Source organism: Roseovarius gahaiensis, from assembly GCF_011601345.1.
Classification (GTDB): domain Bacteria; phylum Pseudomonadota; class Alphaproteobacteria; order Rhodobacterales; family Rhodobacteraceae; genus Roseovarius; species Roseovarius gahaiensis.
Genome location: NZ_JAAORB010000022.1, coordinates 1 through 19,174 on the forward strand (window position 1 = coordinate 1; position 19,174 = coordinate 19,174).

The following is a 19,174-nucleotide window of genomic DNA, read 5'->3' on the forward strand; positions in this document are numbered from 1 at the left end:
CTGACGACGTCATCCGGCAGTACCTGGAATTACATTCCTCCAAGTGATGCCTCCGGCGTCAGCCGGTGGTCCTTCACGTAACCGCTTTTGTGATTGGTCAGCAGAACGAAATCTTCGGGATCACCCAAAGAGGTGGTCGTTCGATAGCGTGTATAGCCGTACATGATCCGATCGAACCCGAAATCGGCCATGTAGCGCGTGTGAAGGTTCCACAGTTCCTCAACGCTTGAGGCATTCACCAGATGATTGATCAGATGCGTCGGGATCATCCTGAAGCTTGTAGTTTTTGCGCCATGGCCCGCAGCGCCAAATCGTAGCCCTGTGCGCCAAACCCGCAAATCACTCCGATTGCGACTTTGGCGATATAGGACGTGTGGCGAAACTCTTCCCGGGCATGGATATTGGACAGGTGCAGTTCAACGGCCGGCAGCTCGACCGACGATAGCGCATCCATCAATGCAATCGAAGTGTGCGTGTAAGCACCGGCGTTGAGGATAATACCATCATGCTGTCCACGCGCTGCGTGGATCAAGTCAATCATCGCACCTTCAGAATTGCTTTGTTCAAAGGTGAGGGACAGGCCAAGCGCTCGCGCGGTGTTGCGACACAGGTTTTCAATATCAGCCAGCGACGTGCTGCCATAAACCTCGGGCTGGCGTTGTCCCAGAAGGTTTAGGTTTGGACCGTTCAAAACAAGTATCGACGACATGGCTCAGTATCCTTGGGATTGAAAAAACGATAGCCCGAGGGGCTGTTGTCTGTCGAGGGGCGGTATTCGCTTTGGTATGGGGTGCGATCCGAACGCAACAAGCTGTCTTCGGATGAAGGCCGGTGCATTAAACCCTGATACCATTACAGAATAGTGCTAATATCCTCCGGGCAAACGCTGCGATCACGGACGAGCGGGAGGGAGAGTGGCTCAACCATCTCAATGCCTACCTTGCGCATTTCAACTTGGCGCCGCTGGTGATGGAAGGACAAGGCGCGCTGATTAACCGTTTTTCTACGGTGCCGCTGCCCGCTGTGACCGGGGGACCACTCATTTCCGTCATTATGCCTGTCTTTAATTCTGAAGCGACCGTCATTGCTGCCGCGTGTTCTATCCTGAACCAGACTTGGCGTAACCTGGAGCTGCTGATCGTCGACGATGCAAGTAATGACGGAACCTGGAGCAAGATACAGGAGATCGTGGCCCGGGACGATCGCGTGAAAATCCGGCGCAATAAGGTTAACGTGGGCCCATATGTTTCCAAGAATATCGCGTTGTTAGAAGCAAAAGGTGATTGGATTACCGGTCAGGATGCCGATGACTGGTCGCATCCGCAGAGGCTGGAACACCACCTTGGCGCGATAATGAAAAATGGTAATATCATCCGCGCAAGCAGAACCTATCTGATACGCATGGAACCAGACGGGAGATTTGATAGCATTGATCAACTGAGTGCCGACAGGTTGGACGGCGTCGCACTTTTGTCCCCAGTCTCGGCACTTTTTAAGAGAGATTTTCTGGTAGATGAGCTGGGTTCATGGGATTGTGCTCGGTTTGGCGCTGATAATGAGTTGATTTCAAGAGCCGCTTTTCGTCAAGGGAAGGAAATTCATATTCAAGAGATCGTTTCGATGATTTGCTTGGACCTTGATGGCAGTCTGACAAACAATCCCCATTTTGGCATTGGCAAGAAATACGGTTTGGGCCACGCGCGCAGAGCGTATCATAGAGCATGGAAATCCTGGCATGCGGAATCGATGACAGTTGACAATCTTAAATATGAATTTCCTCCGCTGAAAAGGAATTTCACTTTGCCAGAATTGGCATATGTTTCACAGGAAGCCATAAAAGCAAACATGACCAAGTAAATCAGATTCTTGGGTGATGCGGGGTTGCCTTTCGCTCAGCTGGCGGTCTGCACGGCGTCAACGACACTGGACAGTACATCGTCCAGAAGCACGGGTTCGACGGCCCAGGCCATGACACGGATCAGGGGCTCGGTGCCCGACTAGCGGATTAGCAGCCGCCCGTCGGCTCCCAGACGTTCCTCGCCCTTGGCGATGGCCTCCTGCACGGCGTCGGCGTTTAGGGGTGTCTTGCCCGGTTCATAGCGCAAGTTAACCAACTGACCTTCCCCCCGAAACTTCCCTCGTTTTGATGTAGAGTTTGCTCAACCTTTCGAAGGAGCAAACGAATGCGAAAGAGCCGTTTCACCGAGGCGCAGATCATTGGGATGATCAAGGAACAGGAAGCCGGTATGCCGACGGCGGAGGTGTGCCGCAAGCATGGCCTCAGCCAGGGCACGTTCTACAAGTTCAAATCCAAATATGGCGGCATGGAGGTGTCTGATACCGCCAAGCTGAGAACGCTTGAGGACGAGAATGCCAAGCTCAAGCGCCTGCTGGCAGACACGATGCTGGATAATGTCGTGCTGAAGGATCTGCTGGGAAAGAGCTGACGACGCCGAATGAGCGGCGAGAGGCAGCGCTCAGGGCGATGCGTGTCAACGCCGAGTTAAAATTCCCCAGAAGTGCCGAAGTAAAATTCCCCACTTTTACGGGTCCGGTGATCAGCCGGTTTCAGTGATCATCTGCTCCGTTTTTTGTTTTGGGCGGCCGGCCTCGCCGTTTTGGCGGCGGTGGCGGTGTGATGGGGGCGTTTGCGCGGACATGCTCGGGGATGAGGTCAGCATGGCTACGCAGCCGGTAACTGGCACCCTCAATCTGGATGACCACGGCGTGATGTAGGAGCCGGTCGAGCAGCGCGGTTTCCAAAGGGTTCCTCGACGACGACGTGGTAATTGGCCGGGCGACCCATCCAATCCGTCAACTTGTCGTAATCGACGGGGTCGTGAACGTGGCCGGCCGTCTGTTCTTCGCCGCCTGGCCAGTTGTATGGCACGGAAACGATCACCAGTTCGCCCAGTTCCAGCAGACGGCGGGCGAAACGGTCCGCTTCCGGTACGTGCTCGAGCACCTGCAGACAGGTGCAGATGTCGAAGGCCCGGTCAAACGTCATTTCGAAGATGTCCCCCTTCACACCCTTCACATGCTCGGACTGGTAGGGAATGCGAATATCTACCGAGACTCTTTCGGGGATCCAGTCGAACCATTCCATATAGGGGCAGTTCCCGGTCCCCACGTCGATCATGCTTTGCGCCGACACACTGACGCACCGCATGATGTAGTCGATGTAGCGATAATACAGCATGTCGCTGCGTTCCCGCCAGTAGCTGCCCGATTGGTAGTTGCTTTCTGCAGATTTGTTCATGGTTTTGATCCCAAGTATTCCGGTTTTTGGATGTTGCGTCGTCATGCGAACGGACATTGAGTCGAAAAGGCGATATCGAGCCGCAACCCGGAGGCGATCGTCGTCATCGGTCGCATGAATTCATCATCTGCAATCTGCCAAGTGTGCGCGCTGGTGTCTTGATAGCGCATGTGAACGAAGTCGTATGGATCAGCTGAATAGATTTTCAGCCCCTTGTCCAGCAGCGCGCCGGTAAAGCGAGAATCGGTGCCTTGCCGCACCCGTTCGAATTTCTGGTACCCGGTTCTCTCCCGGCTCCAGAACAGCGTCCCGCCGTGGACTCGTTTAAAGGTACTGTTTGACCCATTGCGGGAAAACCGTAGCCCGAAAGCGTCGCGGCTCTGCACGTAGCAGTAGGTGCGGGCCTTCCCCGAAAGGGGGATGTTATCATGGTCACAGTCGCGGAAACTGCGCAGCGCGTTTGCGACATAGGCGGGGCCGTAGTGGTCGTCGTCGTCGATCTTGCAGACCAGGTCCGTCTCACAGGCCTCCAGCGCGAGATTTAGACCGTCGGCGAGGAAAGTGTCAGGTTTGTTGAGGATGAGAAGCTTGAAATTACCAATCCCGGCAAAGGCCGCCCGGATCGCGTCGCTATCGTGATCTGGGCCATGGGCAACATAGATGACGTGCAGGTCGGTATGCGTCTGTGCACCGAGCATCCGCGCCACGTGTCCGAGGAATTCCGGGCGCCGGGAAACGCAGATTGCCGTGACCGGTTCGTGCGTTGTAGTGGTGGGCCGCAGCGCGGCGGTGTTTAGGGCGATATGACGGCGGTTGACCCGCATCTCTTCTGGTGCGACAAAAGGTCGCGCGCCGGAGGGGGGGAAATCGAGCCGCAGTTCGTTCGGGGCGGCAGCGCGCTGCCAATCCGTCCAACTGTTTTTATACTGTATACGAGTCTCGGACGGTCCGGTCGTGCGGCTGACACCGTAGACCTCGTGATTGGTCAGGCTTTCCGCGAACTCCATACAGATCATACCGATCTGGGGAAGTTCCCGGTAACTTTCGCCAAAGACCCGCTGGACCCGGGCGATCATCTCGCTATCGGCGCCGAAGCGGACACAATCCCACGCCCCGAGTTCCCGTCGCAACCGATCGGTTTCGAGCAGCAGCGAGATGGACGATTTGCGTGTCACGCCGTCAAAGGCAAACGGGGTGATCCTAGTTATTCGCCCGAACCTGCCGTCCGGCTCGACCCGGATCATGTAGGTCAGGCTGGCGCGGATCGCACCGTTGCTGCCAAGCACCTCGCCCAGATGCTGCTCAAGGCGTTGCGGATGCGCCCAGTCATCGGCGTCGTGCCCGGTGATCCAGTCGCCCTTCGCCTCTGTCAGCGCGAGGTTTTTCGACACATAGGGGCCGACGTTGGCCCTGTTGCGGCGGATCTTCACCCGGTCATCGCCTGCGGCGATTTCCTGCATCACCGCCCAGGTGCCGTCCTCGCTGGCGTCGTCAACGATCAGCAACTCGAGGTTCCGCCAGGTCTGACCGAGGATAGACCGGGCGGCGGCGCGGATTGTGCCTTCGGCGTTGAACGCCGGCATGATCACCGACACCAACGGCCCCCCCGTCACCGGCGGCAGCGGTGCGGTGGAGAAGCGATCAAGCAAGGAACCTTCGCCCTTCAGAACGAGCGGTGCCACATCGAACCGCCCAAGATAGGCATTGAGGTGTGCTAGCCAGTCGTCTTCCCGTCCTTTGGCCAGCGCGGCGTTGGCGCGCAGGATATGGGCGCTATAGGCGAGATCCTCGGGCAGGTAGCGCTCCGCCAGCGCAATAGCGCGGGCGTGCTGGCCGCGTTCGGCCAGGTTCGCGGCTGCCCAGAGAACCGAGTGGTGTTTCGGCGCCATCTCGCCGCCGCCCTTGCCTTGGAAGCGCACCAGTGGGTTGGTGGTCTTTTGCCATCCGCCCGGATGGCTGTCGAGGTAGAAGCCGGTGCAGAACTCCGGCCCCGGATCGCGCCGCATCAGTGCCCCGAACCGCAGGTAATGCTCCGCCGGGTCCATGCCGAGCCTATCCACATCCGGATAGGTCGCCCGGTACCAGTCCGCGTCGAAATAGCCTGATTTCCGGATGGTCTCGGCGTCTTTTTTCAGCTGTGCCGGGTCGTACATCGCTCCGCCCCCTTCAAAGCCTCAGGTCGCTGTCATCCCGCGCGAACGCGGCTTTCATGTCGAACAGCACGCCGCCCTCGACCATCAGGCGCCGCAGGTCGGCGGCGCCGCGCTCGACGAAATAGCCATGCGGAACGGCAAGGATGACCGCCGCGTAGGTTCCTGCCGGTGCGGGCATCTCCGACATCATGTCACGCCCGAATTCCTCGTGCACCTCATCCGCATCGGCCCAGGTGTCGCAGATATCCACCGTGATCCCGAAGGTTTCGATGTTCTCGACAAGGTCGATGACCTTGGTGTTGCGGATGTCGGGGCAGTTTTCCTTGAAGGTGAAGCCCAGAACGAGCACCCGCGCGTCGCAGGGCGAAAGCCTCTTGCGGATCATCGTCTTGATCAGCCGGTTGGTGGCATGGCGCGCCATGCCGTCGTTGATCTCGCGGCTCTGGCGGATGATGTCGGGGATATGGCCGGCTGCCATGGACTTGTGCACCAGGTAATAGGGATCGACCCCGATGCAATGCCCCCCCACCAGCCCGGGGCTGAGACGGGTAAAGTTCCATTTCGTCGCCGCCGCGTCCAGCACATCGGACGTGTCGATATCCAGATGCGAAAAGACGATCGAAAGCTCGTTGATCAGGGCGATGTTCACGTCGCGCTGCGTATTCTCGATGACCTTGGAGGCCTCGGCCACCTTCATGCTGGTGGCCTTGAACGTGCCTGCCTCGATGATCGAGCCGTACAGCGCGTCGATCAGGTCGGCGGCCTCAGGGGTCGAGCCGGATGTCACCTTGACGATCTTGTGCAGCGGACGTGTCTTGTCGCCCGGATTGATCCGCTCCGGGCTGTAGCCCGCGTAGAAATCGCGGTTGAGGGTCAGCCCGGATTCCGCCTCGACAACCGGCAGGCAATCCTCCTCGGTCGCGCCCGGATAGACGGTGGATTCGTAGATCACGATGTCGCCCGGCTTGATGACCTTGCCAACCGTCCGCGAGGCCCGGATCAGAGGTTCGAGATTGGGTTGACGATGCGCGTCGATCGGCGTGGGCACTGCGATGATGAAGACATTGCAATTGGCGATGTCGGAAACATCGTTGGTGAAGGAAAGAAAACGTGCCTCGGCCAAAGATGACGTATCAACTTCCTCCGTTGCATCAAAACCGGCCGCGATGTCGGAAACACGTCTTTCGTTGATATCAAACCCGACCGTCGGGCGCTGTTTGCCAAACGCAACGGCTAGTGGCAAACCAACATAACCCATGCCGATTACAGCGGGATACAGGTTATTCAGGGAAGCAAGGGGAGCTCGCATTAGAAACATCTCTAATCATTAATTACGTTATCTTTTAGAATGCTCTTAGTTGTTTCCGAGTGATTATGCAAATATTTGATCGTGATGACGCAGTTCTGGCCCGCAGTTCCTGTGGGTGGGCTTGCGTCATCTAAAGAGAATATCGAAGCAGAATTAAAGAAGGTCATAGCAGCGAACGAGATACTGATGCAAGGATCCTGATCGATTCAAGATATTTTAACATAATATTGATTATGCGCCTTATCTTGTAAAGATCAAACGCGGCGTGTTCAGCCCCCTCGTGCGGAAAATCTATGGACCAAACGTGCCCCCGTTTCAAAGGCCGCGGTTTTGAGACGTGTAAAGCGTTCCGTGTGCCGTTCAATTGGCACAAGTGGCAACATGCTGTCATCATCCGACAACAGCGCGCGCGCGGCGCAGCGGCCCATCAACGTTCCCGGCGCAATTCCGCGGCCGGAATAGCCAAAGATCGACAGGCCAAGTGTGCCAAGGCGTAGAACCTTTGGCAGATGGTCGGATGTCATCGAGATTTTGCCGGCCCACGCATGGGTGATCGCCACATCGCGCAAGCGTGGAAACAATTGTGTCAGCTTGCGCCGCGCCCAGTTGGATTGCAGCGCCACATCATCACCCATCCCGCCTAGAATGATCCGGCCGTCGGCATCACGGCGCAGTGACGACATGATCAGCGCGCTGTCCCAACAGCCTTCGCCGTTTGCCAATATGTCGCCGGCCAAGTTGTGACCAAGCGGCTCGGTTGCCAGTTGAAAATAATTGACCGTGGCAGGCTGCGGAACAATCAGTTGTTCGACCGCTTGGTGATAGGCATTTGTCGCCACCAGCAAGGCCTTGGCGCGCACCTTGCCGCCGGGGCTGCAGACCACCCAATGCCCCGCATGGCGCATGACCGAAAGCGCCGGTGAGGCCTCAAATATGCGCGCGCCCTGTGTTTCGGCGGCGCGGGCCAGCCCGCGGGCGTAGGCCAAGGGATGGATCGTTCCGGCCCGTGCGTCATGCAATGCGCCATGAAACGCTGTGGTGCCTGTGCGCTCTGCGGTGTCGGCGCTATCCAGCAATGTCACCGGCGCGCCGCGCGCCGCCATTTGATCATAACGCGTCTGCAATTGCGCCATCCCCTTGGGGGCATGCGCCAAATGCAATGTGCCGTTGCGCCGTGGTTCGCACTGGATGTCATGGGCATCGATCAAACCAAAAACCAGATCCGGCGCTGCCGCTAGCGCGGCGTTCAACTGGTCGCCTGCAGCTTGGCCAAGGGTCTTGCAAACCGCGTCCGGCGGCAGCCACAAACCGGCATTCACCAAACCGACGTTGCGGCCCGATCCGCCGTGACCGATTGTTTCAGCCTCAAGCAAGATCACGTCTGCGCCCTGCCCTGCGGCGTCCAGCGCGGCGGATAGACCTGTAAAGCCACCGCCCAAGATGACCAGATCGGCACTGAATTCACCTTGCAGCGAGCGTGCGGTGAACGCCTCGGCGGCGCTGTCGGCCCAAAGGGAGGCAAGGCCCCTCATCTGGCGGCCCCGCATGGAATGTGGGGTGTCGTGTGCGTGCGCATCGTAGTGTGCATCCAAGAAAGTTTGGGGCACGTTACCTGCCCAAGCGCCAAAGGCAACACCTTGTGACCGTTGGTTTTAAAAGAACGCCTGCAACCCGGTTTGCGCCCGCCCCAATATCAACGCATGCACATCGTGGGTGCCTTCGTAGGTGTTGACGGTTTCAAGGTTCATCATGTGGCGAATGACCTGATATTCGAGCGAGATCCCGTTGCCGCCGTGCATATCGCGGGCCATGCGCGCAATATCCAAGGCCTTGCCGCAATTGTTGCGTTTGATCAGGCTGATCATTTCGGGGGCGGCGTTGGCCTCGTCCATCAGGCGACCGACCCGCAGCGTGGCCTGAAGGCCAAGCGCGATCTCGGTCTGCATGTCGGCCAGTTTCTTTTGGAACAGCTGCGTCTGTGCCAAGGGACGCCGGAACTGGTGGCGATCAAGGCCATATTGGCGCGCGGCGTGCCAGCAGGATTCGGCCGCGCCCATCACACCCCATGCAATGCCATAGCGCGCGCGGTTCAGACAGCCAAAAGGCCCTTTCAGCCCTTCGACATTGGGCAAAAGCGCGTCCTCGCCCACCTCGACGTTGTCCATTACGATTTCACCGGTAATCGACGCGCGAAGGCTTTGTTTCCCTTCGATTTTCGGCGCGCTGAGCCCCTTTGTTCCCTTGTCCAGCACAAAGCCGCGAATCTTGCCATCATGGGCGTCGGACTTGGCCCAGACCACGAAAACATCAGCGATCGGACTGTTGGAAATCCACATTTTCGACCCCTTGAGGCGGTAGCCCCCGTCGATCTTTTCGGCACGGGTTTTCATGCCGGCCGGGTCGCTGCCTGCGTCGGGTTCGGTCAAGCCGAAACAGCCGATCAATTCGCCTTTCGCCAATCCCGGCAAATACTTGGCGCGTTGCGCTTCGCTGCCATAGGCATAGATGGGATACATCACCAACGAGGATTGCACGCTCATCATCGACCGGTAGCCTGAATCGACACGCTCAATTTCGCGTGCGACCAACCCATAAGACACGTAACCTGCGGATAAGCCGCCATATTCTTCGGGGATCGTGGTGCCCAGCAACCCCATCTCCCCCATTTCTCGGAAAATGTCCGGGTCGGTGGATTCGTCGGCATAGGCGCGGGTGACACGCGGTTGAAGATTGTCCTGCGCAAAGGTTCGGGCGCTTTGGGAAATCATACGCTCTTCTTCAAGTAGCTGATTATCCAAAAGAAAAGGGTCTTCCCAATTGAACGATCCCAAATCGGGCTTGTCTTTGGCTTTGAGCGGCGGTGTGTCGAGGCTCATGTTGAACGCTCCTTATGAGAAAACTGCGGGTTTCATTTACTTTACACGACAAACTGGCTAGGAAATAACGCAAAATCTGCATTTATACATGAGGTTTACGCATACATGAGCACCCTGCCCCGACGCTTTCTACCCTCGACCAGCGCTTTGCGCGCGTTGGAAGCGTTGGACCGTTTGGGCAGCGCCACAGCCGCCGCAGAAGATCTGAACCTCAGCCAAAGCGCCGTCAGTCGCCAGATACAAGCGTTGGAAGAGCAAACTGGCGTGCAGATGGTGATCCGCGAAGGGCGGCGCATGGTGTTGACGCCAGACGCCGCGCAATATGCGGCGGACATTCGCGCCGCGCTGACCAAGATCACGCAAGCGACGGTAAAGTTGACCGTCAATCCAGCGGGCGGCAGTCTGGATCTGGCAATTTTGCCGACGTTCGGAATGCGGTGGCTGGTGCCGCGTCTGGCGGAGTTTGCGCGCCTGCATCCTGAGGTGACAATCAACCTATCCACCCGACTGAAACCGTTTAACTTTGCCAGAGAAGCCTTTGATGCTGCGATACATTTTGGCTTGCCGGAATGGCCGGGAACGCATGCCATACGGCTTAAGACCGAAGCGGTGATCGCGGTTTGCGCCCCCGATCTTGTCGCCGACCAACCGCCGCGTCACGCGCAGGATGTGTTGCGCCTGCCGCTGCTGCATATCGAAACGCGGCCCGAGGCTTGGCAAGCATGGTTCGCCGCGCATGGGGTGGAGGCCGGGCCGGTGACGGGCACGATCTATGATCAGTTCGCAACGATCACTCAGGCGGCCTTGCATGGTTTGGGCGTGGCACTGCTGCCCGATTATCTGGCGGAACAGGATCTGGCGACCGGTCGATTGGTGCGAGCTTGGGGTGGGCCGACGGCAAGCCCCGGCGCATATCATCTGGTCTGGCCCGTTGAAAAGTCGCGCGATGCGGCATTGCTGAAATTCCGCGACTGGCTGGCCACTCAAGCCGAGGATGAAGACGCCCTGCCCCGCTGATGGATGATGGCGGCACGCGCAGTCGGGGTGCTGGAGTTATAAAAAAACTCCAGTCCTGAAAATTTTAAATTTTCCAGCAGCGTCAGCCGAGCGCATACCCCGCGCCGCGCACCGTGCGCAACAGATCGTCGCCGCCGTGTTTGCACAGCGCCTTGCGCAGCCGTCCGATGTGCACATCAACCGTGCGGGTGTCGACATAGATATCACGCCCCCAGACCCGGTCCAGCAATTGTTCGCGCGACCAGACGCGGCCCGGCTTTTCCATGAACGTGGACAGCAAGCGAAATTCGGTCGGGCCGAGTTTCAGTTCCTTGGCATCACGGGTCACCCGATGGGTTTCCGCGTCAAGGATGATATCGGCATATTCAAGCCGTTCACCTACGACCGATGGTCGGCTGCGCCGCAATTGGGCGCGGATGCGGGCCATCAGTTCGATCACCGAATAGGGCTTGATGACGTAATCGTCAGCCCCGGTTTCCAGACCGCGCACGCGATCCACCTCTTCCGAGCGGGCCGATAGCATGATGATCGGCACACCGCGGGTATCGGACCGGGTCTTGAGTTGGCGACACACCTCAATGCCCGATACGTTGGGGAGCATCCAGTCGAGCACGATCAAATCCGGCGCTGCCTCGTTGACCAGCAACAGGGCCTCTTCTCCGTTTTCGGCTGAGGTCACGCGAAATCCGTCGGCTTCTAGGTTGTAGCGTAGGACTTCGCGTTGGGCGGGTTCATCTTCGACCAAAAGAACAGAAGGCTGATCCGTGGACATCGGGCATGACTTTCTAAGTGTTAAACCTGTGGTGAGACACTGGCGTCGGTCGAGGTGCGATCTTGTTTGGGGCGCGTATCCTCGGGCATTTCGCCGGTGACCAGATAGATCACCTGTTCCGAGATTGAGGTAACGTGATCCCCCATGCGTTCCGTGTTCTTGGCGATGAAATGCAAATGCATACAGGGCGTGATGTTGCGCGGGTCTTCCATCATGAAGGTCAGGAATTCGCGGAACAGCGCATTATACATCTGATCGACATCGTGATCTCGATGAACGACATCGATGGCCAAATCGGCATCACGTTGAATATAAGCATCCAGCGCGTCACGCAGCATCAGTTCGACCTCGCGTGCCATGCGGCGCAGGGCGGCGCTGGCCCCGTTGATCGGGGCCATCTGCGCCAGAACGGTCGTGCGCTTGGCCATGTTTTTCGCATAGTCGCCGATGCGTTCCAGATTGCCGGCGATTTTCATCACCGTCAGGATCACCCGCAGGTCGACCGCTGTGGGGGCGCGCAGCGCGATAACGCGGGCGGCCTCTTCGTTGATCTGTTCTTCAAGCTCGTCAATCACACGGTCACCGGCGCGAACCTGTTCGGCCAGTTCCTCATCGCGGGTTTCAAGCGAGGTGGCGGCATCCAGGATGGCCTTTTCCACCAGACCGCCCATTTTCATGATGCGGGCCTGAATACCTTCGAGATCGCGATCGAAGGAGGAAACAATATGTTGATGGTCCGACATGTGCTGTGCTCCTTAGCCGATCCGGCCAGTGATGTAGCTTTCGGTGCGCTCATCTTTGGGATTGGTAAAAATCTGTTCCGTGTCGCCGAATTCGACCAGATTACCGAGGTGGAAAAATGCCGTTTTCTGGCTGACGCGCGCGGCCTGCTGCATCGAGTGGGTCACAATCACCACCGAATATGTCTGGCGCAATTCGTCGATCAGTTCCTCGACCTGCGCCGTGGCAATGGGATCAAGCGCAGAGCACGGTTCGTCCATCAGCAGAACCTCGGGTTCGGTGGCAACGGCCCGGGCGATGCACAGGCGTTGTTGCTGACCGCCCGACAGGCCGGTGCCCGGAGAATCGAGCCGGTCCTTAGCCTCGTTCCAGAGCGCCGCGCGCTTGAGCGCGTTCTCGACGATTTCGTCAAGCTCGGCTTTGTTGCGGGCCATGCCGTGGATCTTGGGGCCGTAGGCGACATTCTCATAGATCGACTTGGGGAAAGGGTTGGGCTTTTGGAACACCATGCCCACCTTGGCGCGCAACTGCACCGGGTCGATGGACGGGTCGTAGATGTCCTCTCCGTCGATGGAGATCTTCCCTTCAATGCGGCAGATGTCGATCGTGTCATTCATCCGGTTCAGGCAGCGCAGGAAGGTGGACTTGCCACACCCCGACGGGCCAATGAAGGCAGTGACGGTCTTGTCGTCGATCTCGACATCGACATCCTTGATGGCCTGGGTGTCGCCGTAGAAGACCTGCACGTCCCGGGCGGAAATCTTGATATCGTTCTGAGTCACATCTTTGTCCTTGTGCGGTGCATCATACATTGCGTCGGGATCCTTCATTACCATTTGCGTTCGAATTTGCTGCGCAAGTAGATCGCGATCGCGTTCATCGTGATCAGGAACATCAGCAGCACCATGATCGCCGCCGAGGTGCGGCTGACAAAGCCGCGCTCGGGGCTGTCGGCCCAGATGAAGATCTGCGTCGGCAAGGCCGTGGCGCTGTCGAAGGGCGACGAGGCGGCCGAGGTGATGAAGGCGTTCATCCCAATCAGCAACAGCGGCGCGGTTTCGCCCAGAGCCTGAGCAAGCCCGATAATCGTACCGGTCAGGATGCCCGGCATGGCCAGCGGCAGAACGTGCTGGAACACCACTTGGTTCTTGGAGGCCCCAACGCCCAAGGCAGCCTCGCGTATCGAGGGCGGCACCGCCTTCAGCGCGGCGCGGGTGGCGATGATGATGGTGGGCATTGTCATCAGGGCCAGCGTCAGGCCGCCCACGAAGGGTGCGGAGCGCGGAAGCCCGAACCAGCCGATGAAAACCGCGAGCGCCAGCAGGCCAAACACGACCGAAGGCACGGCAGCGAGGTTGTTGATGTTAATCTCTATGAGATCGCTCCAGCGGTTTTTGGGCGCGAACTCCTCTAGGTAGATGGCCGCGCCGATGCCCAGAGGGAAAGAGATAACGAAGCAGGTCAGCAGCGCCCAGAACGATCCGACAAGCGCGCCCTTCAAGCCCGCCAATTCCGGAAAACGCGAGTCGGCTTGGGTGATCAGACCGGTATTGAGCGGCTTCGACACGAGGTCGAGATCGTCCAGCCGGTCGAAGCGGTCGATGGCGTCATTGTCAAGACGGCGGAACTGCTCCTCGGTGTCGCGCTCCACCAGCCCTTTGTGCAGCTGGTCATAGGGGTCCGACACCGGCACCTTCACCGAAATCGTCTGCCCAATCAGCGACGGATCCGCCACCACCTTATCGCGCAAGATGTACTGCGCCCCGTTCGACAGGATCGAGGTCAGCTCGCGTGTGGCGATCCGGTCGCTCAGGTCTACATCGGGGAAATGCGTGCCCATCGCCACGGCGAGGACATCGTCGTAATCGCCACGCGGCAGGCCCTCTTCGGGGATCTCCTCAGGGTCGATGAAGACATCTAGCTCGACATGGGTCTGCGTGAAAGCGTGGTAGCCGTTGCCGATGATGGAGGTCAGCAGGATCAGCAGCATCGTGATCGCGAACACGATCGCGGCGATGCCGAAGCCTTGCAACACCATTTGCTTGCGGTTGCGGCGGGCCAGGCTGTTGCGCACTGCTTCGCCTGCGGACGCGCGGGGCTGGCGGCCTTCGGAAGGGGTCGTGTCGGTCATTGGCGTGCGATCCTTAATCGTAGATTTCACGATACTTGCGGACGATCCGCAGGGCAAAGATGTTGATCACCAGTGTCGCGATGAACAACATCATGCCCAAGGCGAAAGCGGCAAGAGTCTTGGGATTGTCGAAGGCGGTGTCGCCGATCAGCAGGGTGACGATCTGCACCGTGACGGCAGTCACGCTGTCCAGCGGGTTGATCGTCATCCGCGCCATCAGGCCTGCGGCCATAACCACGATCATTGTCTCGCCGATGGCGCGGCTGACGGCCAGAAGGACGCCACCAACGATGCCGGGGATGGCCGCGGGAAACAGCACGTTCAACATCATCTCGCCTCGCGTTGCGCCAAGCGCCAGCGCGCCGTCGCGCAGGCTTTGCGGCACCGCCGACAACGCGTCGTCCGCGAAGGAGGAGATGAACGGGATCAGCATGATGCCCATGACGCCGCCCGCCGCAAGCGCGGTATTGCCCGACACGTCGAGCCCGACAGACGCGCCGAACTGGCGCAGCGCGGGTGCGACCACCAGGATCGCGAAGAAGCCATAGACAACCGTCGGCACGCCGGCAAGAATTTCGAGCACCGGCTTGACTGTCTTGCGGAAGGCGTGTGGCGCGAATTCGTTGAGATAAATCGCTGTCATCAGGCCCACCGGCACGGCCACGACTAGCGCGACGGTCGCGATAACGATGGTCCCGAGGAACACTGGCACCGCGCCGAACGCGCCTTCTGCGGCGATCTGGTCCTCGCGGATCGGGATCTGCGGCTCCCAGTTGAGGCCAAACAGGAACTCGGTCACCGGCACCATCTGAAAGAACCTGAACGTTTCGTAGGTCAGCGCCGCCACAATTCCGACCGTGGTGAAGATTGCCACCACCGCGCAGAAGATCATCAGGCCAAGAGTAATCCGCTCAACCCTCTGGCGGGCACGGAAGCCTGATGCGACCCGGCCACGTGCGAAATAAACAATGCCTGCCGACACGCCGGTCACGACCACGATCAAAAGCCAGCTTGACGCCTGACGATAACCGATCAGCCGCTCAGCGGCCTCAAGCTTCCAGTCATCTGGTGTGCCAAATACGCGGCCCCCGGCGATGGAGCGGATTTCGGCGCCGATCAGCTGGATCGCCCCCGACCCAAGACCATCCAACACCCCGGCCGGCAGCGAGGCCATGAGCAGGGCGTCGATCACCGCGCCTTCGACAGCGAGCCAGATCAGCACCAGTGTCAGCACCGGCACGATCACCATCAGCAGTGAAAACAGTCCGTGAAAACTCTCAAGCGAATGCAGCCGGACGCCGTCGGCCCGGATGGCCTGCGCCGCCCGAAGGTTGATCGCGTAGCCGACGAAGGCCGCGAACAGAAGAATGACGAAAGGCGCGAGAGTCATGGCATCCGACCTCTTAAAATGAAGGACCGCCCGGCAGATGCCGGGCAGTCGCGTTGGTTGGGATCGCGATTACTTGATCGGGTCCATTGTCACGCCGTTCGCAACGCGCTCACGCAGCTCTTCGCGGGCCTCATCGGACAGCACGACCAAGCCGCGTTCTTGCAGGTAGCCGCCGGGCGCCAGAGCGTCGTCGGACATGTACTCGGTCAAGAATTCCTCGAAGCCGGGGATCACGCCGCGATGCGCATTCTTGATGTAGAAATACAGCGGACGCGAGATCGAGTAGGTGTCGCCGATCGTCTCTGGGGTCGGCTCGACGCCGTCGATGGTGACGGCTTTCAGCGTGTCCTGGTTCTCGTACAGGAAGGAGTAGCCAAAGATGCCCATCGCGTTGCTGTTTGCCTGCAGGCGCTGAACGATCAGGTTGTCGTTTTCGCCGGCTTCGATGAACGGTCCGTCGGTGCGCATGCGCGCGCAGTTCTCTTCGGCCCAGTCTTCGTCATGGTTCTGCGCGACATAGTCGAGCTCCATGCAACCTGCAACCATCGCCAGCTCGACGAAGGCATCGCGCGTGCCGGATGTCGGCGGCGGGCCCAGAACTTCGATTTCGACTGCGGGGAAATCGGGGTTGACCTGGTCCCAGCTGGTGTAGGGGTTATCTGCCCACTCACCGTCGACCGGCACCATCGCGCCAAGGCCAAGGTAAACTTCGGCCAGAGACATGTCCCAAGCAAAGTCGTTGTCGCGCGAGATCGCGATGGTCAAACCGTCCGAGCCGATGCGGGCTTCGGTGATGTCGGTCACGCCGCCTTCGACGCAAAGCGCGTATTCGGACGGCTTCATCGAGCGGGACGCGCCGGTGATGTCGGCGTAGTCTTCGCCGATGCCGCCGCAGAAGATCTGCATGCCGCCACCGGTGCCGGTGGATTCAACGATGGGCGACGGGAATTCGGTATTGTTGGCGAAGCTCTCGGCGACGGCCTGCGTGTAGGGGAACACGGTGGACGAGCCGACGCGGCGGACTTCGTCACGCGCGGCAGCGGCGGTGGCCGAGACTGCGGCGATGGCCAGTGTCGAGACGGTCAATTTAAAAGACGGCATGGAAAACTCCTGATTGGTCTGATCCGTTTCCGAGGCCCCCGGAGGGAACCTCTTGTCGCGGTGCTATCCGGTGTCAGCAACGCTTTTGTTAAATATTTGTAACAGATTTATGACGGACCGACGGTTTGGCTTAAAATATGGTCAGATTTTGTTTTTTCTGTCTGGAATGAAGGTCTGGGGCACAAGTGACAGACCATGGCACGCGTCAAAGCGGCAGAATCACTCGAAATTCTGCGCCTTCGCCGGGCTGCGATTCGATCCGCAATCGGCCCCTGTGACGGTTCACGATATGTTTGACGATCGCCAGCCCCAGCCCGGTGCCGCCCTGTTCGCGTGACCGATGCGTGTCGATCCGGTAGAAGCGTTCGGTCAGGCGCGGAATATGCAGCGCGTCAATGCCCGGTCCACTGTCGCGCACCGACAGGATGGCGCCCGGCCCGCGCAACTGCGGGACACGCTCTGTAATGGACAAGGCCAGATCAACCCGCCCGCCCTGCCCGCCATATTTGATGGCGTTTTCGGTCAGGTTGGTCACCACCTGTATCAACTGGTCGCGGTCACCGGGGATCATCACCGGGGTCTCGGGCAGATCGGTCATCAAAGACACCTCGGCGTTGTCCGCCAACGGGCGCAGACCATGCAGCGCGGTTTCGATCACGTGCCGCAGATCCACCTGATGGGTGGGGCGGACGCGTTCTTCGGCCTCGACCCGGCTCAGCGACAGCAGATCGCGCACCAGCCGCTCCATGCGCTGTGCCTCGGCCATCATGATCGTCAAAAACCGTTCGGTCGCAGCCGGGTCGCCCTGTGCCGGGCCTTGCAATGTTTCGATAAATCCCATCAGCGCAGTCAGCGGCGTGCGCAATTCATGGCTGACATTGGCCACGAAATCGCGCCGCATTTGGCCAGCCTGTTCCAGATGCGTCACATCCTCAAAGCAGACCAGCGCACCCTGCCCCAGATCGGTTTCCACCTTGCTGACACTGACGACGAAACTGGTGTCTTGGGCGCCATCGGTGCCCAGATACCGGGTTTTGCGCGGGTTGGCGTCACGCAGGGTGCCTTCGATCGCGTCCAGAACCGTGGGTTGGCGCAATGCGGTAATGAAGTGCCGCCCAATGATCTTTTGCCCCAGCAGGGCCAAAGCCTGATTGTTGGCCCCCAGAATGCGCTCACCGCGGCCGATAAACACCGATGGCAACGGGATGGCCTGCAACAGGGTTGATATCTTGCCCTCGGTCATGACCCTTGGATGTCGGTCAACCCGTCCCGAAAACGGCGCATGTTGTGCTGGTAATGCAGCGCCGAGGCGCGCAAGCCTGCGATGGCTGCATCATCCAACTGGCGCACCACCTTGCCGGGTGCCCCCATGACAAGGCTACCATCGGGAATTTCCTTACCTTCGGTGATCAGCGCGCCCGCCCCGATCAGGCAATCGCGTCCGATCACGGCCCCGTTCAGGACCGTGGCGCCCATCCCGATCAAGGAATTTTCGCCGATGGTGCAGCCATGCAGCATCACCTTGTGCCCAATGGTGCAGCCCGCGCCGATGATCAGCGGGAAGCCCATATCGGTGTGCATGATACAGTTTTCCTGCACATTGCTGCCCTGCCCGATCACGATTGGCTCGTTGTCACCGCGCAAGGTGCACCCGAACCAGACCGAGGCCGCGGTCTCCAAAACAACGCGCCCGATCAAGTTGGCATCGGGTGCAATCCAAGTGTCATCGGCGATCTGTGGCGCGTGGCCGTCAAGTGCATACAGGGTCATAGCGTGTCCTCGAATTCTTGATGAAGCTGTTTGACATGGGCGTTCAAACCGGGTTGCTGGATGCGCTTGAGCCGCGCGGCCTCGACCACGATCTTCAGCCGCTCGAACGTGGCGTCCAGATCGTCGTTGATCAGCACGTAATCATATTCGGCCCAATGGCTGATCTCGTCCCAGCTTTTGCGCATGCGCTTGGCGATCACCTCGTCGCTGTCTTGCCCGCGGGTCACCAGACGGCGGTGCAATTCCCGGATCGAGGGCGGCAGGATGAAAATAGACAAGGTATGCTGCCCAAGCCCCGAGTTCTGAATTTGTTGCGCGCCTTGCCAGTCGATATCGAACAACACGTCGCGGCCTGTGTCGATAGAGCTTTGCACCGGTCCGCGTGGCGAGCCGTAGAAATTTCCGAACACATGCGCATGTTCCAGCATGTCGCCCTCCGCGACCTGTCGCTGAAACGCGGATTGGGTCATGAAATGATAATCCGTTCCGTCCACTTCCCCTTCGCGCGGGGTGCGGGTTGTGGCCGAGACCGAAAACCCCAGTGTCGGATCCCAATCGCGCAACCGCCGCGTCAGCGTGGATTTGCCCGCCCCCGAGGGCGAGCTGAGAATGATCAATAGGCCGCGCCGCTCTGTCATTGGTCTGTCCCTTGTCT

At 59.2% G+C, this 19,174-nt stretch carries 20 protein-coding genes and 1 pseudogene; 3 read left to right on the top strand and 18 right to left on the bottom strand.

Going from position 1 to position 19,174, the window contains the following annotated elements:
* Nucleotides 1-29 precede the first annotated feature (29 nt).
* Nucleotides 30-269, bottom strand: coding sequence for an autoinducer binding domain-containing protein (locus tag HAT86_RS10910; RefSeq protein WP_167197242.1), 240 nt, complete (start codon nucleotides 267-269; stop codon nucleotides 30-32).
* Nucleotides 266-709 carry a type II 3-dehydroquinate dehydratase gene (aroQ, locus tag HAT86_RS10915; protein WP_167197245.1) on the bottom strand — a complete coding sequence of 148 codons (444 nt, stop codon included), beginning with the start codon at nucleotides 707-709 and terminating at the stop codon, nucleotides 266-268. Before aroQ ends, HAT86_RS10910 begins: the two co-directional genes overlap by 4 nt.
* A gap of 245 nt (nucleotides 710-954) precedes the next feature.
* Here aroQ and HAT86_RS10920 point away from each other — a divergent pair, with 245 nt between their 5' ends.
* A complete protein-coding gene (locus HAT86_RS10920; protein WP_167197248.1) occupies nucleotides 955-1,857 on the top strand; it encodes a glycosyltransferase family 2 protein in 903 nt (300 codons plus the stop codon).
* A gap of 140 nt (nucleotides 1,858-1,997) precedes the next feature.
* Here the strand turns inward: HAT86_RS10920 and HAT86_RS17100 are convergent, their stop codons facing one another.
* Nucleotides 1,998-2,114 (bottom strand): hypothetical protein, encoded by a 117-nt coding sequence (locus HAT86_RS17100; RefSeq protein ID WP_408015019.1) that lies wholly within the window; start codon nucleotides 2,112-2,114, stop codon nucleotides 1,998-2,000.
* Nucleotides 2,115-2,183: 69 nt separating this feature from the next.
* Between HAT86_RS17100 and HAT86_RS10925 the strand changes: the two are divergent.
* Nucleotides 2,184-2,491: pseudogene (locus HAT86_RS10925) on the top strand (transposase); the annotation flags it as partial.
* Between the two features lie 77 nt (nucleotides 2,492-2,568).
* On the opposite strand, the gene HAT86_RS10930 reads toward HAT86_RS10925, so the two are convergent.
* The 6 genes from HAT86_RS10930 to HAT86_RS10955 all read right to left on the bottom strand — a co-directional run bounded on the left by HAT86_RS10930 (nucleotide 2,569) and on the right by HAT86_RS10955 (nucleotide 9,597).
* Nucleotides 2,569-2,724 (bottom strand): hypothetical protein, encoded by a 156-nt coding sequence (locus HAT86_RS10930; RefSeq protein ID WP_408015020.1) that lies wholly within the window; start codon nucleotides 2,722-2,724, stop codon nucleotides 2,569-2,571.
* Nucleotides 2,708-3,304: a class I SAM-dependent methyltransferase gene (locus tag HAT86_RS10935; protein WP_167197253.1), complete on the bottom strand. Its 597-nt coding sequence runs from the start codon at nucleotides 3,302-3,304 to the stop codon at nucleotides 2,708-2,710. The genes HAT86_RS10930 and HAT86_RS10935 overlap by 17 nt, the downstream gene beginning before the upstream one ends.
* Nucleotides 3,301-5,412 (bottom strand): glycosyltransferase family 2 protein, encoded by a 2,112-nt coding sequence (locus tag HAT86_RS10940; RefSeq protein WP_167197256.1) that lies wholly within the window; start codon nucleotides 5,410-5,412, stop codon nucleotides 3,301-3,303. Before HAT86_RS10940 ends, HAT86_RS10935 begins: the two co-directional genes overlap by 4 nt.
* Before the next feature lie 13 nt (nucleotides 5,413-5,425).
* A complete protein-coding gene (locus HAT86_RS10945; protein ID WP_269204319.1) occupies nucleotides 5,426-6,670 on the bottom strand; it encodes a nucleotide sugar dehydrogenase in 1,245 nt (414 codons plus the stop codon).
* Nucleotides 6,671-6,990: 320 nt separating this feature from the next.
* Complete coding sequence (locus tag HAT86_RS10950) at nucleotides 6,991-8,253, bottom strand: NAD(P)/FAD-dependent oxidoreductase (RefSeq protein ID WP_167197263.1); 1,263 nt, start codon at nucleotides 8,251-8,253, stop codon at nucleotides 6,991-6,993.
* Between the two features lie 120 nt (nucleotides 8,254-8,373).
* Nucleotides 8,374-9,597, bottom strand: coding sequence for an acyl-CoA dehydrogenase (locus HAT86_RS10955; RefSeq protein ID WP_167197267.1), 1,224 nt, complete (start codon nucleotides 9,595-9,597; stop codon nucleotides 8,374-8,376).
* 105 nt (nucleotides 9,598-9,702) lie between these two features.
* On the opposite strand from HAT86_RS10955, the gene HAT86_RS10960 reads away from it, so the two are divergent.
* Entirely contained in the window at nucleotides 9,703-10,614 is a 912-nt protein-coding gene (locus HAT86_RS10960; protein ID WP_167197270.1) for a LysR substrate-binding domain-containing protein, read from the top strand.
* A gap of 82 nt (nucleotides 10,615-10,696) precedes the next feature.
* On the opposite strand, the gene phoB is transcribed toward HAT86_RS10960, so the two are convergent.
* The 9 genes from phoB to gmk all read right to left on the bottom strand — a co-directional run bounded on the left by phoB (nucleotide 10,697) and on the right by gmk (nucleotide 19,157).
* Nucleotides 10,697-11,386, bottom strand: a complete 690-nt coding sequence (gene phoB, locus HAT86_RS10965; protein ID WP_167197273.1) for a phosphate regulon transcriptional regulator PhoB — start codon at nucleotides 11,384-11,386, stop codon at nucleotides 10,697-10,699.
* Nucleotides 11,387-11,406: 20 nt separating this feature from the next.
* Nucleotides 11,407-12,129, bottom strand: a complete 723-nt coding sequence (gene phoU / locus HAT86_RS10970; protein ID WP_167197277.1) for a phosphate signaling complex protein PhoU — start codon at nucleotides 12,127-12,129, stop codon at nucleotides 11,407-11,409.
* A 12-nt stretch (nucleotides 12,130-12,141) separates the two neighbouring features.
* Nucleotides 12,142-12,939, bottom strand: a complete 798-nt coding sequence (gene pstB / locus HAT86_RS10975) for a phosphate ABC transporter ATP-binding protein PstB (protein WP_167197358.1) — start codon at nucleotides 12,937-12,939, stop codon at nucleotides 12,142-12,144.
* A gap of 17 nt (nucleotides 12,940-12,956) precedes the next feature.
* A complete protein-coding gene (gene pstA / locus HAT86_RS10980; RefSeq protein ID WP_167197280.1) occupies nucleotides 12,957-14,258 on the bottom strand; it encodes a phosphate ABC transporter permease PstA in 1,302 nt (433 codons plus the stop codon).
* A gap of 13 nt (nucleotides 14,259-14,271) precedes the next feature.
* Entirely contained in the window at nucleotides 14,272-15,648 is a 1,377-nt protein-coding gene (gene pstC / locus HAT86_RS10985) for a phosphate ABC transporter permease subunit PstC (RefSeq protein WP_167197284.1), read from the bottom strand.
* Between the two features lie 69 nt (nucleotides 15,649-15,717).
* On the bottom strand, nucleotides 15,718-16,749 hold the full coding sequence (locus HAT86_RS10990; RefSeq protein WP_167197287.1) for a substrate-binding domain-containing protein: 1,032 nt from the start codon (nucleotides 16,747-16,749) through the stop codon (nucleotides 15,718-15,720).
* Nucleotides 16,750-16,954: 205 nt separating this feature from the next.
* A complete protein-coding gene (locus HAT86_RS10995; protein ID WP_167197291.1) occupies nucleotides 16,955-17,992 on the bottom strand; it encodes a sensor histidine kinase in 1,038 nt (345 codons plus the stop codon).
* Nucleotides 17,989-18,519: a gamma carbonic anhydrase family protein gene (locus HAT86_RS11000; protein ID WP_167197294.1), complete on the bottom strand. Its 531-nt coding sequence runs from the start codon at nucleotides 18,517-18,519 to the stop codon at nucleotides 17,989-17,991. The genes HAT86_RS10995 and HAT86_RS11000 overlap by 4 nt, the downstream gene beginning before the upstream one ends.
* Nucleotides 18,516-19,157, bottom strand: coding sequence for a guanylate kinase (gmk, locus tag HAT86_RS11005; RefSeq protein ID WP_167197297.1), 642 nt, complete (start codon nucleotides 19,155-19,157; stop codon nucleotides 18,516-18,518). The genes HAT86_RS11000 and gmk overlap by 4 nt, the downstream gene beginning before the upstream one ends.
* Between the last annotated feature and the right edge of the window lie 17 nt (nucleotides 19,158-19,174).

Excerpts from the sequence above, each read along its gene's own strand:
- HAT86_RS10940 (WP_167197256.1), bottom strand. The coding sequence starts at position 5,412 with ATGTACGACCCGGCACAGCTGAAAAAAGACGCCGAGACCATCCGGAAA.
- aroQ (WP_167197245.1), bottom strand. The coding sequence starts at position 709 with ATGTCGTCGATACTTGTTTTGAACGGTCCAAACCTAAACCTTCTGGGA.
- HAT86_RS10945 (WP_269204319.1), bottom strand. The coding sequence starts at position 6,670 with ATGGGTTATGTTGGTTTGCCACTAGCCGTTGCGTTTGGCAAACAGCGC.
- HAT86_RS10950 (WP_167197263.1), bottom strand. The coding sequence starts at position 8,253 with ATGAGGGGCCTTGCCTCCCTTTGGGCCGACAGCGCCGCCGAGGCGTTC.
- HAT86_RS10995 (WP_167197291.1), bottom strand. The coding sequence starts at position 17,992 with ATGACCGAGGGCAAGATATCAACCCTGTTGCAGGCCATCCCGTTGCCA.
- HAT86_RS10935 (WP_167197253.1), bottom strand. The coding sequence starts at position 3,304 with ATGACGACGCAACATCCAAAAACCGGAATACTTGGGATCAAAACCATG.
- phoU (WP_167197277.1), bottom strand. The coding sequence starts at position 12,129 with ATGTCGGACCATCAACATATTGTTTCCTCCTTCGATCGCGATCTCGAA.
- gmk (WP_167197297.1), bottom strand. The coding sequence starts at position 19,157 with ATGACAGAGCGGCGCGGCCTATTGATCATTCTCAGCTCGCCCTCGGGG.
- HAT86_RS10910 (WP_167197242.1), bottom strand. The coding sequence starts at position 269 with ATGATCCCGACGCATCTGATCAATCATCTGGTGAATGCCTCAAGCGTT.
- HAT86_RS11000 (WP_167197294.1), bottom strand. The coding sequence starts at position 18,519 with ATGACCCTGTATGCACTTGACGGCCACGCGCCACAGATCGCCGATGAC.
- HAT86_RS10990 (WP_167197287.1), bottom strand. The coding sequence starts at position 16,749 with ATGCCGTCTTTTAAATTGACCGTCTCGACACTGGCCATCGCCGCAGTC.
- phoB (WP_167197273.1), bottom strand. The coding sequence starts at position 11,386 with ATGTCCACGGATCAGCCTTCTGTTCTTTTGGTCGAAGATGAACCCGCC.
- HAT86_RS10960 (WP_167197270.1), top strand. The coding sequence starts at position 9,703 with ATGAGCACCCTGCCCCGACGCTTTCTACCCTCGACCAGCGCTTTGCGC.
- pstC (WP_167197284.1), bottom strand. The coding sequence starts at position 15,648 with ATGACTCTCGCGCCTTTCGTCATTCTTCTGTTCGCGGCCTTCGTCGGC.
- HAT86_RS10955 (WP_167197267.1), bottom strand. The coding sequence starts at position 9,597 with ATGAGCCTCGACACACCGCCGCTCAAAGCCAAAGACAAGCCCGATTTG.
- pstA (WP_167197280.1), bottom strand. The coding sequence starts at position 14,258 with ATGACCGACACGACCCCTTCCGAAGGCCGCCAGCCCCGCGCGTCCGCA.
- pstB (WP_167197358.1), bottom strand. The coding sequence starts at position 12,939 with ATGTATGATGCACCGCACAAGGACAAAGATGTGACTCAGAACGATATC.